Annotated in this window: 8 protein-coding genes; 5 read left to right on the top strand and 3 right to left on the bottom strand. The window is 69.1% G+C overall.

The genetic code is table 11. The features are described 5' to 3' along the window. Positions 1–16 precede the first annotated feature (16 nt). From QHF83_RS11000 to QHF83_RS10990, 3 genes are all read right to left on the bottom strand, one after another. A complete protein-coding gene (locus tag QHF83_RS11000) occupies positions 17–553 on the bottom strand; it encodes a VOC family protein (RefSeq protein WP_282417737.1) in 537 nt (178 codons plus the stop codon). A 681-nt stretch (positions 554–1,234) separates the two neighbouring features. Next, positions 1,235–1,966, bottom strand: a complete 732-nt coding sequence (locus QHF83_RS10995) for a hypothetical protein (RefSeq protein WP_282417736.1) — start codon at positions 1,964–1,966, stop codon at positions 1,235–1,237. A gap of 148 nt (positions 1,967–2,114) precedes the next feature. Continuing rightward, complete coding sequence (locus tag QHF83_RS10990; protein WP_282417735.1) at positions 2,115–2,711, bottom strand: hypothetical protein; 597 nt, start codon at positions 2,709–2,711, stop codon at positions 2,115–2,117. Positions 2,712–3,067: 356 nt separating this feature from the next. Between QHF83_RS10990 and QHF83_RS10985 the strand changes: the two genes are divergently transcribed. The 5 genes from QHF83_RS10985 (at position 3,068) to QHF83_RS10965 (ending at position 14,711) form a co-directional block, all read left to right on the top strand. Beyond that, entirely contained in the window at positions 3,068–6,163 is a 3,096-nt protein-coding gene (locus QHF83_RS10985) for a tetratricopeptide repeat protein (protein WP_282417734.1), read from the top strand. Positions 6,164–6,719: 556 nt separating this feature from the next. Further along, complete coding sequence (locus tag QHF83_RS10980) at positions 6,720–8,855, top strand: SulP family inorganic anion transporter (protein ID WP_282417733.1); 2,136 nt, start codon at positions 6,720–6,722, stop codon at positions 8,853–8,855. Positions 8,856–8,868: 13 nt separating this feature from the next. Then, positions 8,869–10,983, top strand: a complete 2,115-nt coding sequence (locus tag QHF83_RS10975) for a vWA domain-containing protein (RefSeq protein ID WP_282417732.1) — start codon at positions 8,869–8,871, stop codon at positions 10,981–10,983. 43 nt (positions 10,984–11,026) lie between these two features. Next, on the top strand, positions 11,027–11,416 hold the full coding sequence (locus tag QHF83_RS10970; protein ID WP_282417731.1) for a hypothetical protein: 390 nt from the start codon (positions 11,027–11,029) through the stop codon (positions 11,414–11,416). A gap of 76 nt (positions 11,417–11,492) precedes the next feature. Next, positions 11,493–14,711, top strand: a complete 3,219-nt coding sequence (locus QHF83_RS10965) for a tubulin-like doman-containing protein (protein ID WP_282417730.1) — start codon at positions 11,493–11,495, stop codon at positions 14,709–14,711. Positions 14,712–14,723 lie beyond the last annotated feature (12 nt).

The raw sequence follows: 14,723 nt of genomic DNA, 5'->3' as shown, positions 1-14,723 counted from the left end.
GCGCCTCGACCCGGCGTCACCGGTAGGTGTTGTTCGAGGTGTGGTCGCCGGAGAGCCAGCGAGCGAGCTCGCGATGCGCGTTCTTGCGCCGCGCCTCCTCGAGCTCCGGAGCGACCGCCTTCGGGGCGTCGCACGTGAGCTCGACGATCATGTCGTTCGGGTCTTTCACGTAGACCGACCGGCAATACCCGTGCTCGAGCACGTACGTGTCCGGCTCGCGATAGCCCGCCTTCTCGATGCGCGACTCGATCGCGCGCTGCGTCTCGGCGTCGACCGACAGCGCGATGTGGTGGAACGGCGACGCTGGCATCGGCGGACCAAAAAGGTGCTGATCGCGGCCGCTGGCGAACTGGAAGAACGCGAGCGCGCTCCCGTCCTCGAGACCGAAGAAACAGTGGCAATAGGTCCGCACCTCGCCGAAAAGCTCGTCGGCTTCGCACCACGTGGCGACCAGAGGCAGCCCGATGATCTCCTCGTAGAACACGCGCGTCTTTTCGAGATCCTTCGAGACGTATGCCGTGTGATGCAACCGGCTCGGCCGTCGTGCGCTCATGCAATCTCCTTGATATCGAAAGGCTAGTTTCTGCATTCCAGCGGTCAAGCCGTTTCGTCTGCAATCACGCGAACCGGGTCACGGCGCGTCGCCGGGGCGCTGCCCCGGACCCCGCGGGGGCTGTCCGCCCCTCGACCCGGACCAGGCACGGCCTGGACCGAGGGTGGAAGAACTGCGCGATGGCAGTTCTTCCAACGGGCCGGTGAGACGGCGTTGCCCGTTGAAAGGGCAGCGCCGTTGTCTTGAGTGGCAGCGGTCGTAGCAGGTCTCGACTCGGCCTGTTCGATGAACTGCGCATCGCGCAGTTCATCGACCCTGGGTCCAGCGCTTGCGCTGGTCCGGGTCCAGGGGCGGATAGCCCCGGTGGGGCCTGGGGCAACGCCCCAGCGATGCGCCTCAGGACGCATGCGCCTCAGGTCTTGCGGTGGGCGAGCGTCTTGGTGCCGATGGCGAATGCAACGGTGGCGGTCGAATCGTTCACTGCGCGCACGGTTCCTGAGCCGAAGATGCGATGCACGCGCTTCTCCCTGCTCGCTCCTGCCTCCGCTCCCGCCCGGACGTCGCCGAGCAGCCCGCAATCATCACCGGGAAAAACCAGCGCATCCCCGGGGCAAACGAAGGCCCCTCCCGCCGCGGGGCGAAAGGGGCCTCGAATTCGCTCGTCCGTCCTCTATCGTTCGTTCAGGGAGGCGTGATGATGTGGTGCTCGTCGTCCGACACCCCCGCGCTGGCCCGCTTGCCGAGCCGCTCCTCGTACCAGCGACGCGCCACTTTCCCGGCCACCTCACGGCTGCCGAGCCCGAAGGCCAGCGCCGCGGCGAGCGCGATCGCGCCGAGCGTCAGCGAAAACGCGAGCGTCACGATCTCCTCGGCGATCTGCAGCTCGCGCAGCGCCATGAACGCGCCGAGCGCCAGAATGCCCGCCCGGATCGCCCCTGCCACGAGCGGACGCTGCGACGTCGTCGTCGCCGGCGCCTCGCCCGGCACGACCGTCCCGTTCGTCTCCAGCATCCGCGCGCGCACCCAGTTCCCGAAGAGCAGCGCCGCGCCGAAGATCACCGCCGCCGCCAGCACGTGCGGCAAGTACGCGATGATCGCCGCGATCCCCGAGGCCACGGCGCCGAGCCGCCACGCGTCGGCCGCGTACATCACCACGATGAGCATCGTCACCCAGAAGACGATCGACGCGCCCCAGCGCGATCCCTGCTCCGTCCGGTCCGCTCGCACCGCGATGCCGAGCCTGTCGACCAGCCGGTCGAAGCCCACCCGGTGCAGGATCGGCCTCGCGATCGAGGCGAGCAGCCTCGCGATGAAATAGCCGACGATCAGGATGGCGAGACCCCACAGGAGATCCGGCAGAAACGCGAGGAAATCGTTCCACGCAGCCCTGAGCCAATACGTGCTCCGATCCATGTTCGGTCCTCCGACCCGGACACGAATGCAATGCGCGGACCGGCTCGATCGGGCGTATTCTTCCGTCCGACCGGCGAAATGCGCCAGCCCATCCCGTTTCTCCGCGGATTGCCGTTTCGAGCGCGGAAGACCCGGAATCGAGGCGACGTCAGGAGTGCGGCACGGCGGGCGCGGGCGCGGACGGCGGCGGCTGCGCCGCCATGTTGCGACGAATGTAGAGCGCCACGCCGGCGCCGACGAGGGCCGCCAGCACCACCGCGAGCACCCAGACCGCGGTCGCAGGGCCCGCCGCGGGCCCGGGCCGCGAGGACACCTTCGCCGACGAAGGAGCGCTGTGCGGCGCGGAATGCGGCACGATGAGCGCGGACGGCGGCGCCGGGCGCGGGCTCACCGGGCCGAACGGGGAGACGAGCGGCTCGGGCGGCGCGGGGCGTTCACCGGGCGCGAGCGGCGGACGCCCGCGTCCCGGCGAGATGCGCACCGTGGGCATACGCCGCGGATCGACGCTGCTCGCGATGGCGACCTTGCCTGCGGTCTCGGCGCTCGGCGCGTGGGCCGCGGGGAGCGCCGTCGGGCCCACGTAGGCGCGCGCCTCGCGCTCGCCGCCGCCGACGAGGACGTTGCTCTGGTTCGGAGGGGCCGAGGGCCTGAGGACGGGGGGCGGCTCGGGCGACCCCCCCGCCCCGAACGAGGGATCGATGAGATCGCCGTCGTGCTCCGAATTCGAGGGTCTTCTCGCGCTCATGCGTCTCTTCACGCACCCCCTCGTCGCCGCGCATCGTCGCGGCGCCGTGTCGACGGAAGGACGGGGGCACTTTTTGCGTATCCCAGGCCCGAGAGGTCGCCAAGGGGGTATCGAGCGGCTCCGCCACTTTCCTGCCACCCGCGGGCGTGATGGGAGGACAGCCAACGCCCGCGGAATCGCGTGCGTGCTGTCGTCAAGCTTCCGTTGATTTTTGCTCGCTTCCCTTGCACTCTGGCGTCTGGCGTCGCGTGGCGCCCACGTACGCATCGAGCACTTCGCTCCATGCGTCATGGGGGACCGCCGGGGCGCCGCGGTGGGGGAGCCCGCCGCTTTTCGGAGCGCCGGAATCCACGGACATGAACCCGCTCGTCCCCGACTTCATCCTGTACCAGGACACGAGGGGGAAGACCGAAGGCAACTTCGCGGCGGCGGCGCTCTTCATCGACATCCCGGGCTTCACGAACCTCACGGAGAAGCTCTTCCCGCATGGCCGCGAGGGCGCCGAGATCCTCGCCGGCACGTTGCGCTTCTACTTCGACCCGCTCATCGGGGCGGTGCACGAGCTCGGCGGGATCATCGTCGGCTTCGCGGGCGACGCGTTCACGGCCGTCTTCCCGCACTCGACGGGGCGCAACGTCGCCGAGCACGCGCTCGCCGCGGCGCTCAAGATGCGCCAGTTCTTCTTGAGCCGCGCCGTCCGCGCCACGCGCTTCGGCACCTTCCCCTTCTCGTACAAGGTCGGCCTCTCGTGGGGCGCCGTCGAATGGGGCATCGTCCGCACCTCGCCCGAGCGCGCGTACAGCTACTTCCGCGGCCAAGCGATCGACAAGTGCGCCTCGATCGAGCACCACGCCGAGAAGGGCGACATCCTCATGGATCACGCCTTCCAGCAGCGCATCCCGGGCCGCGCCGTCACGCCCGTCGCCGAGGGCGTCCTCAAGCTCGCGGACGTCTCCGACATGCCGCTCCCGCCCGTGCCGCGCGTCCGCCCGCACGGCGACGGCGCGCACTTCGTCCCGCCTGGGATCCGCGACATGCCGCCGCAGGGCGAGTTCCGCCACGTCACGAGCGTCTTCCTCTCGTTCGATCAGATCCCGAGCTTCGAGGAGCTCATCAAGCTCGTCGACGTCGAGGCGAGCCGCTACGGCGGCACGTTCACGAGCGTCGACTCGGGCGACAAGGGCATCAACTGCCTCATCCACTTCGGCGCTCCGATCACGCACGAGAACGACACCGAGCGCGCGCTCGACTTCGCGCTCGGCCTCCGCAAGAACGCGCCGAAGGGGATGCAGATCCGCGCGGGCATCACCCACGGCCTCCGGTACGCGGGCTTCAACGGCGGCACCGAGCGTCAGGAGTTCGCCTGCCTCGGCCCCGCGACGAACCTCGCGGCGCGCCTCATGATGAAGGCGCCGTGGAAGGAACTCTGGTGCGACGGCGAGGTCTCCGTCCGCGCCCAGGGCACGCACCACTTCAAGCCCACGGGCGATCACCTCTTCAAGGGCTTCGAGCAGCCGATCAGCGCCTACACGCTCGATCGCAAGCGTGTCGCCGTGCAGCGCGAGTTCCTCGCCCGCGGCCTCGTGGGGCGCGAAGAGGAGCTCCTCGCGCTCACCACGCACCTCGGCCCGATCTTCGCCGGCCAGAACGCGGGCATCACCTACGTCGACGGCGAACCCGGCCTCGGCAAGAGCTTCCTCGTCGACACGTACCGCCGCAAGCTCGAGGACAACAAGAAAGACCGGCCGATCCTCTGGATCGACGCGCGCTGTGATCAGACGCTCCGCTCGAGCTTGAACCCCTTCGAGTACGCGTTGAAGGAGTACTTCGCGCAGTCGTCGGCGACGGGCCGCGAGGAGCGGCACGTCAACTTCGACGACGCCCTCGATCGTTTGATCGACCGCCTCCCGGACAGCGAGGCTCTGCTCAAGCGCGAGCTCGAAAAGGCCCGCAGCATCTTCGCCGCGATGATCGGCATCCGCTGGGACGGCTCGGTCTACGAGCGCATGGATCCGAAGCTCCGCTTCGCCGGCGCACTCTCCGCGCTCTCGCTCTGGCTGCGCGCCGAGAGCCTCCTCCAGCCCGTGATCTTCCACCTCGAAGACGCGCACTGGGCCGACGGCGACTCGCTCGAAGCGATCAGCCACGTCGCGCAGGCGGTGAAGGATTGCCCCGTCGCGATCCTCTGCACCTGCCGCAACAACGACGACGGCAGCCCCTTCCGCATCGAGCTCGACGACAACGTCCCGCAGTACGCCGTGACGCTCGGCCCGCTCTCGCGCGAGAAGCTGCGCGAGCTCGCCGAGGGCCTCATGGGCGGCCCCGTCTCCGACGTCCTCGCCATGTTCCTGAGCGAAAACGCGAACGGCAATCCGTTCTTCGCGCAGGAGATCATGACGTTCTGGCTCGAAGCGAATCAGCTCGCGGGCAAGAAGAAGGAGAAGGAGGACACGGGCGTCTCGACGCCGAGCATTTTCCTCCTCCCGAACGACGTCAACAGCCTGCTCATCGCGCGGCTCGATCGCCTCGAGCCCAAGGTCAAGCGTGTCGTCCAGGCCGCGGCCACGCTCGGCCGCGAGTTCGACCTGCGCATCCTCTCGCGCATGATGGACGACGACCCGCTCCTGCCCGAGCTCGTCCGCGTCGGCGAGGAGCAGTGCATCTGGTCGCCGATGTCGAAGGGCCGCTACCGCTTCAGCAACGTGCTCCTCCGGAACGCGGCGTACGAGATGCAGTCCCGCGCGCGCTTGCAAGAGCTGCATCGCCGCGCGGCCGAGGCCATCGAGATCGTGCACGAGGACGAGCTCACGGGTCAGCAGACGGCGCTCGGGCGCCACTGGCAACGCGCGGGAAATCCGAAGCGCGCCCGCTGGTACTTCCTCGCCGGCGCGCGCAAGGCCGCGGAGCGTTACGCCCACGGCGAGGCCAAGCGCCTGTACCGCGCCTACTTCAAGCTCACGACCGAGCCCACGCTGGAGAGCGTCGTCGTCAGGTACGAGTTCGGCCGCGACGTCCTCGAGCTCCAGGGCCGGCACGAGGAGGCCATGCAGGAGCACGTGCGTGTCCTCGACGAGGCGCAGAAGCTCGGCGATCGCGCCTCCGAGGCGCTCGGCCTCCTCGGCCTCGGCCGCGTCAACTGGGCGACGGGCCGCATCGAGAGCGCGCGCGCCTTCTACGAGCAGGCCCTCACGACGGCGCGTGAGGCGCAGAGCTTGTGGAACGAGGGGCTCGCGCTGAAGAGCCTCGCGGTCTTGCACAAGGAGCAAGGCCGCTTCGAACTCTCGCGCACCTTCTTCGAGCAGGCCCTCGACATCGCGCGCAAGGTTGGAAATCGCCGCGACGAGGGCAAGATCCTGGGAGACCTCGCCAGCCTGCACCACCAGCAGGGCCACGTGAACGAGGCCGTCGCGCTCCAGGAGCAGGCCCAGGCCATCGCCCGCGAGCTCGGCTGAGCATGTGTCTCATTGGGGCGGCGCTTCGCTGGGGCGTTGCCCCAGGCCCCACCGGGGCTATCCGCCCCTGGACCCGGACCAGCGCAAGCGCTGGACCCGGGACGATGAACTGCGCTCCGCGCAGTTCATCGCACAGGCCGAGTCAAGACGGGCGACGACCCTGCCAACCAAGACAGCCGCGCTGACGTTCGACTGGCAACGCTGTCCCTGGTCTTCCAACGGGCCCGATGGAAGAACTGCGCAACGCGCAGTTCTTCCATCCCGAGTCCAGCGCTTGCGCTGGTTCGGGTCGAGGGGCGAACAGCCCCCGCGGGGTCCGGGGCGGCGCCCCGGCGCCACGGCCCAAGAAGAGACCAGCGGGCTTGTGCGCCGGAGGGCGACCATGTGCGCCGCCCTTGCCAGGGGAGCCCCTGTTCGCCGAAGATGACGGCCCCTCGAGCCTCACTCGACGACGATGGAAGGGCAGCAGAGTCCGCCGATACCTTCGACGCCCGCGCCCTCTGTCGGGCGTGGACTCCGTGGATCGCGCCTCCTCTCCGGCCTCTTCGCGGGCGCCATGTCGGGCACCCTCGTCGCTACGTTCAGCATCACGCTCGCGGCGCTCATCTTCTCGGGCAACCTCACGAAGTACCTGCCGGCGGGCATCGGCATGGCCCTCGCGGGATCGGCCATCATCGGCGCGATCGTCGCCCTCGGCAGCTCCTTCCGCCCCGTCATCGCCGCGCCGCAGGAGAACACGGCCGTCGTCCTCGCCCTCGTCGCCTCGGCGATCGGCAGTCACATCACGGCCAAGGGCGGCGACCCGTTCCCCACGATCGTCGCGGTCTGCTCGCTCTCCGCGCTCGTCACGGGTGGCCTCTTCCTCGTCCTCGGCGGCCTTCGCCTCGGCACCCTCGTCCGCTTCATCCCGTATCCCGTCGTTGGCGGCTTCCTCGCGGGCACGGGCTGGCTCCTCCTCACGGGATCCATTTCCGTCATGGCGGGGACCGAGTTCTCCCTCGCGTCGTTGCCGCTGCTCCTCCGCGCGGAGGCGATCGTCAACTGGGTCCCGGGCCTCACGCTCGGGGCCTTCTTGACGATCCTGCTCCGGCGCTACCACCACTTCTTGCTCTTGCCGGGCCTGCTCGTCTTCGCCGTCGCCATGTTTTACGGCGTCCTGTATGCGGCGGGTGGCACCGTCTCCGAGGCCCTCGAGCGCGGCATGCTCCTCGGCCCCTTCCCGAGCGGCGCCCTCTGGCCGCCGATGGCGCCCTCCGATGCGCTGCGCATCGACTGGGCCGAGATCGGCGCGAACGCGGGCAACCTCCTCGCGATCACCATGCTCGCGACGATCTCGATCCTGCTCAACGCCTCGGGCCTCGAGATCGCGACCGAGCGCGAGATCGACCTCGATCGTGAGCTTCGCGCGACGGGCATCGCGAACCTCGCGGCGGGCCTCGGCTTCGGCATGGTCGGGTATCTCTCGCTCAGCGAGTCGACCTTGAACCACAAGGCCGGCGCCGAGAGCCGCGTCGCGGGCATCCTCTCTGCGTGCATCTGCGCCGCGGCCCTCTTCGTCGGCGCCTCGGTCTTCTCGTACTTCCCGAAGCCCGTCCTCGGCGGCCTGCTCGTCTTTCTCGGCTCGGGTTTCCTCCTCGAAACCATCTACGACTCCTGGTTCCGCCTCCCGCGTGTCGAGTACGGCCTCGTCGTCATCATCCTCGTCGTCATCGCGTGGATCGGCTTCCTCCCGGGCATCGGCGTCGGCATCGTCGTCTCGTCCGTCCTCTTCGCGGTCAACTACAGCCGCATCGACGTCATCAAGCGCGCGGCCGTCGGCTCCGACGTCCGCAGCAACGTCGAGCGTGGCGCCGGGGATGAGCTCACGCTGGAGGAGCGCGGCAGGGAACTCTACATCCTCCAGCTCCAGGGCTACATCTTCTTCGGCACCTCCTACTCGCTGCTCAAGAGCGTGCACCACCGCATGCTCAGCGACGATCCCGGCCCCACGCGGTACGTCTTGCTCGACTTCCGCCACGTCGACGGCATCGACTCCTCGGCGGTCCTCTCCTTCGTCCGCCTGCGCAAGCTCGCCGAGTCGAACGGCGTCACGCTCGTCCTCACCGACCTCCCGAGCGCGGTCAAGAAGCAGCTCGAGCGTGGCGGGTTTGCCGACGGATCGAAGCGCGTCCGCTTCTTCCCCGACCTCGATCACGGCCTCGAGTGGTGCGAGAACTTGATCCTGCGCGCCGCGCCGCCGAGCATGCTCCCGCCGACGAAGCTCGTCGACGAACTCGAGAGTGTCTTCCGCACCCGCGAGTTCGTCTCCCGCTTCCTCGAGTACCTCGAGCGTGTCGAGGCACCTGCGGGCTACCAGATCTACCGCCAGGGCGACGTCTCCAAGGACCTCTACCTCATCGAGTCCGGCGAGCTCACGGCCTGGCTCGAGCTCGACGGCGGCAGGACCAAGCGCTTGCGCACGATGGGCCCGGGCACCGTCGTCGGCGAATCGGGCCTCTACCTCGGCACGCGCCGCTCGGCCACGGTCGTCACGCTCTGCCCCACGGTCCTCTACCGCCTCTCGCTCGACTCCCTCGAGCGCATGACCCGCGAAGCGCCGCACCTCGCGGCCTCGTTCCACCAGTTCGTCGTTTGCCTGCTCGCCGAGCGGATGGTCCTCGCGACGGGCGCCTCGAAGACGCTCTTCAACTGAGGCGGCAGGCGCCATGAAGATTCTCCCGAGGCTCCTCTCTTCCGCGCTGATCGCCGGGGCGACCCTCGCGCCGCGCCTCGCTTCGGCCGACGGCGCGCTCCGCACGGTCCTCGTCATCGACGCCTCCTCGTCGATGCGCGGCACCGACCCGAAGGAGCTCCGCAAGGTCGCGGCCGAGCTCTTCGTCGACCTCACGCGAAACAGCGACGAGCTCGCGGTCGTCGGCTTCGACGGCGCCGCGCGCGACGCCATGCCTGCCCTCGTCGTCGTGCGAACGCCCGACGATCGCGCTCGGATCAAGCAGGCCGTCCGCGCCGTCGGCAACGATGGAAACTGGACCGATTTCACGGCCGGACTCGAAGGCGCGCGCAGCCTCCTCGCGGGCAAACCTCGCGCGCCCGGCGATCAGGACCTCATCGTCTTCCTCACGGACGGCCGCTGCGATCCGGACCCGCGCGGCGCGCTCGCCGACGCCGCGCGCGCCGGCGGCAAGACCAAGGTCGAACAGGTTTGTCAAGCCAAGGTCCTGGACGACCTCGTCCCTTCCCTCGGCAAGACCCGCATCTACGCCGTTGGTTTGTCCAAGAGCGCCCCGCGCGCCTTCCTCGAAGACCTCGGCCGCCGCACGGGCGGCATCGGCGTCGCCACCGATCGCCCCGACGAGCTCCCGCGCCTCTTCGCCGACATCTACGCCCGCCTCTTTGGCAGCCGCCTCTCCGAGGGCGCGTCCTCTCCTTCGATCTCCGTCCCGGTCGACGAAGGCGCGAGCTCGCTCGACCTCGTCCTCGTCGGCCCCCCCAAGCTCGGCATGCGCCTCTTCGACCCGAAGGGCGCGGAGGTCTCCACCGCTGGCGATCGTCCCGGCGTGTATTTCTCGGACAACCCTGCCTACCGCCTCCTGCGCCTCGACGCCCCCGAGCCCGGCGCGTATCGCCTCGACGTCTCCGGCGGCGGCACCGGCGGCCGGTATGCCGTCCTGCAAAACCTCGATTTGCACCTCACGTTCCCGGGTTTGCCCGAGGTCCTCGAAATCGGGAAGAGCGCCACCCTGAAGCTTCGCCTCGCGACCCCGGGCGGCAAAGCCCCCTCGAAAACCTTCCTCGACCGCCACGCGTTTTCCCTCGCGGCCGTGGAAGGCGCGAATGCGTGCGACGACGCGGCCCTCGCCTCGGCGGCGCCCGTGCCTCTCCGCTCCCTCCCGGACGGCTCGTTCGAGGCCACGATCACGCCCTCGAAAAAAGGCGCCTTGTGCCTCCTCGGCCGCATGAGCCCGGGCGACGCGGGCGTCCTCACGCGTGAGGTCAAGAGCGCTGCGATCCGCATCATTCCTCCGATTCACCTGAAAGCCGCTGTCGCGAGCCCGTTTGGCCCGGTCAAACAGGACAGCCGCGCCAGCGCCCGCATTTCCCTGGAAGGCAGCGACGTCGGCGAGCTCATCTTCGCTGATGTCGAAGCCGATATCGAAAACCAAGGCAACCGCGAGGGCATGTCGCTCTCGCCTCGCGACGTCGAGATCGGACCTGCCACGAAGAAGCATTTCGACGTCACCCTCAGCGTCGGCCGCGACGCGCCGCCCGGCCCGCGCGAGATCACGCTCCGCCTCGTCCCGAAGAAACCCCAGGGTTTCGAGGATCGCGCCGTCTCCGTCCGCGTCCCGGTCACGATCGTCCCGCTCACCTTCTGGGAGCGCCACGGCCGCAACGTCCAGCTCTTCCTCCTCGCCTTCTTCACCTTCTTCCTCGTCATCGGCCTCATGCTTCCGGCGCGGTTCCGGCGCACCGCGATCCTCCATTACGAAGATCGCCGCGACCCCGACCTCCCGCGCCAGGCCAAGTTCCCGCTCGGAGCCAAGGTACGGGCGGGCCTTTATCGATCGGCGTGTGTCGCCATCGGCCCGATGGGCCCCGTCCCGCGCGGCGGCGTCGTCGAGCTCCGCGCCGGCCCTGGCGGCGCCGTCCTCGCCCGCCCTGCCGCCGGCAAACGCGCGACCGAGCTCCCTCGCGACGACGACTTCAGCGCGGGCGAGCCCCGCGAGCCGCGGCTCGTGAACGGCTGGTTCCGCGTCTCGCCCGGCGTGAAATATGCGATCGAGGGGACAGGGCTCGTATTCTGGTGGAGTCCGCGGTAAGAAAGCGAACTCGGGAGGACCTATGAGGACCAACGAGTTTGTCTTGGCTTTTGCGATTCCCCTCGCGCTCGCTGCTGCCGGCTGTGGCTCGGACGTAGAGGAAGACCCGTTCGCCGACTGTGAAGGCCGTGCCTACACGGCGACGATCGTCGACCCGACGGACGGCGCGACCGACGTCCCTACCGACGTCCACGTTCGGATCCAGTGGTCGGGCGGCATTCCGGATCGGTATACCTCGATGCTGCGGGTTGGCGGGGAGTTCCTCAGCCCGGAGTCCAGTGGCCTCGACGAAGGTGGCGACTACGACATTTACCCCTTCGCGCCGGGGCATTCGTATACGTTCGAGGTGGGGTGGATCTGCGTGCTCGACGGCGGCGAGAAGTCGAAGAGCTACGTGCTCGACAGCGCCGCGTTTACCACGGCCGCGCCCTGATCCGAAAGATCCGCTTTCCACGGCCCTTCCGTCTCTGGTACGCTCTGCGGCCCCCGCTCTCGGGGAGGGGAACCGCATGCCGCTCAGCGAAAAGAAGATCGCCCCCGCATTTTTCATTGGCCTCGGGGGCGCGGGAGGCGCCATCGTCGACGAGCTCGCCCGCAAGGTGAAGCAGGAAGACTCGTTCGAGCGATACAAGGACCTCGTACACTTCTTCGCGTTCGACACCGACGCCGACGACCTCGCGCGGCTCGTCTGGATCGACGCGGCCCACAAGTTCGTCCTCTCGGACTTCGACAAGCCCGAGTATGTCGAGCTCAAGCGTGGAAAGCTCCACGCCAAGGCCGATCCTCTCTTCGAGCAGTGGTGGCCCGCGTGGTACCAGCCCCGCGCGCACCGCGGCAAGGGCGCGGGCCAGATCCGCATCGAGAGCCGCCTCTCGCTCTACCACCACCTCGGCAACGATCGCGCCAAGATCCTCGAGACCCTCGAGAAAGCGATCCGGCGCGCTTACGACGTCCACAACCCCTTCCGCGCCAACAAGGCCGCCAAGATCCACGTCTATGCCTCCCTCGCCGGCGGCACCGGCTCCGGCGGCTTCGCCACCATGGCCCTCACCGTCCGGCGCCTCCTCGGCGGCCAGCGTGGACACCGCATCATCGGCACGTTCGTCCTGCCGAACGTTTTCCGCGGCAAGGGCCTCCCGCCGAACCAGTTCGACAAGATCATGTCGAACGGCTACGCGGCCCTGCAAGAGCTCGAGCTCCTCCAGAGCGCCGGCCCCGCCGCGCCCGTCGAGTTCCACTACGACCCGGACAACCCCGAGCGGGTCCTCGTCGATCGGCCGCCCTTCGATCAGATCTATCTCGTCGAAGAGAAGACCGAGAGCGGCGTCGTCCTCGCCGACTCGCAGGAGGTCTACCCTGCGATCGCCGACGCCGCGCACGCGCAGATCTTCACCTCCATCCTCGATCGCGAGGGCTCGACGCTCGACAACGACACGCGCGAGCTCATGCAGCTCGACGAGCAAGGTTTTACCAAGTCGTTCGGCTCCTTCGGCATCGGCGCGCTCGTCCTGCCCGTGGAGGACGTCCTCGAACACGCGGCCTTGAAGCTCGGCGCGGAGCTCTTGCTCGCGGCCGTCCCCGGAGGCAGCGCGGCGCTCGGCGACGGCGCCGATCTCGACGCGGCCGATCAGGCCTTCGTCCGCGGCCTCGAAAGCAAGGCCGAAGGCAAGGGCGAAGACGCCGAGCCGTATCGCCGCGCCGTCGAGTGGGCGCGTGGCGGCGGCAGCGGCGGCGAGGGCACGATCGGCGCGTTTCTTCGCCGCACGCGCGAGGACGTCGCCAAGCGCATCGACGAGGCCATCAAGCTCCGCGGCTGGGACGAGGCCGAGCTCTCGGCGTTCGAGCGCGACCCCGAACGTGTCCGCTCCGAGACCGCGCAGGCCTTCGCCGCGCTCAAGGTCCAGGTCGGCAAGAGCGAGGACGCCGCGCGCGAGCGGGCGCGCGAGGCGGCATTGCGTGTCGCGGCCGAATCTGGCGAGCTCTCGCTCACCGAGCTCGCGAAGGACAAGGGCCCGACCGAGGCGCGTTACTTCCACGCCTTGCTCCGCCAGGCCGTCGCGGCCGAGCAGGAGACCGCGCGCAAGGCCTACGAGCGAGGCCTCGTCCTCTCGGACGGCCGCCTCGGCGAGGACTTCAAGCGCCGCGTCGACGAGCTCGCCGCGGCCGCGCCGGAGACGCTCCTCGAAAAACTCCCTGGCCGGGAAAACGATTACTTCGAGGTCGCCGCCGCCTTCGCCGGCTGGTACCGCGACGTGCTCGACGGCCTCCGCGCGCGCATCCGCGCGAATGCCTTGATCGAGTATTTCGCGGCCGTCCTGCGCGAGCTCGATCGTCGCCGGCTGTCGAGCTTCCACTTCTTCGCGCGTGTCGATCGCATCCAGCGCCGGCTCGAAGAGCGCGCCGCGCGCATCGTCGCCGCGGGCGGCCGGCGGCACGAGGGCGGCGACGCGAACCGCTACGTCCTCGACGTCGAGGTCCTCCAGGACCACCGCACTGGCCATCGGCTCTGGGATCACCTTTATGCGCGCCTCGTGCGCCCGAGTGATCTCCAGCTCTCCGGCGCGCTCTCGCGCCTCGCGGCGGTCGCGAGCCAGGGCGGCGCCGAGCAGGACATCGAGCGCCGCATCATCGACGACCTCGTCCAGCTCGCCTCCGCCGCGCTGCGCGGCCGCGTCGCGGGTGGCCTCGAAGAGCGCGGCTTGCGCATCGACGAGGAGCTTCGTTTCGAGGCCCAGCTCGTCTCGGCCACGCGCAGGCTCGAACGCCGCGGCGGCCCGCTCCCGCCCGCGTCCGATCCGCAGTGGATCGAGGAGGCGCGCCGCACGCCCGAGGACGAGATCCAGAAGTACATCAAGGACAAACTCGAATTCGCTGCCGCGAAATGCGCGCCTTTCCTCACGCTCGGCGCGGGCGCGCCGCTCCTGCCGGACAAGGCGTACGTCGTCATGCACGGCGATTACGAGCGCACGCTCGGGCCGATCCTCGCGCACCTCGCCACCCACCGCGTCGATCGCGGGCAGATCGTGACCTCGGATCACCCCTACGAGATCATCTTCTACCTCGCGCGGCTCGGCTGCCCGCTGCACGCGGTGAAGAGTTTGTCCGACTACGAGCGCCGTTACCGCGCGGTGAAGGACAAGGAGCTCGCCGAGGGCGCGAAGGTCCCGGGTTTGCCCAAGGGCGTCCCGCAGATCCCGCTGCACATCGACAAGAACTGGGAGGGCGCGCCGGAGCCGGACACGCGCCTCTTCCGCATCTCGATCGACGGCGTGCGCGAGAACGACTCCAAGCTCGCCTGGATCGAGCGGATCTCGCACGTCCGCAAGAAGGCCGGCGAGGAGCAGGTCCGCACGGACGACATGCGTGATTTCACGCTCGCGGTTTGCTTCGGCGTCATCCGCCGTGCCGACGGCGTCTACTGGATCGAGGACCCCGATCTCCCGGAGGACCGCCGCAAGCTCGGCAAATTCCGCGACCAGGCATTCACGAGTTATCGCGGCCGCGTCGACGCGCAGAAGACCTGGGTGCGTCGCGCGTATGCGGCGCACCTCCTCAAGATCGAGGAGGACCGCAATCACGCCGAGCTCGCCTCGCGCCTCGAAGCGCACGTCACCGACATCGAGCGCCTGGTCAAACTCGCCGACGGGGCGGGCGGCAAACCCGAGCTCGAACACCTCGCCCGCGAGCTCGAATGCATCGTGGTGTTCCGCCGGGAAAAAGGGCTCTGAGGCCCCGGGGGG

The sequence above is a fragment of the Polyangium sp. 15x6 genome, assembly GCF_029960785.1.
Lineage (GTDB): Bacteria > Myxococcota_A > Polyangia > Polyangiales > Polyangiaceae > Polyangium.
Note: the sequence above shows the minus strand (reverse complement) of the source record. Positions and strands in the feature narration are given on the sequence as shown.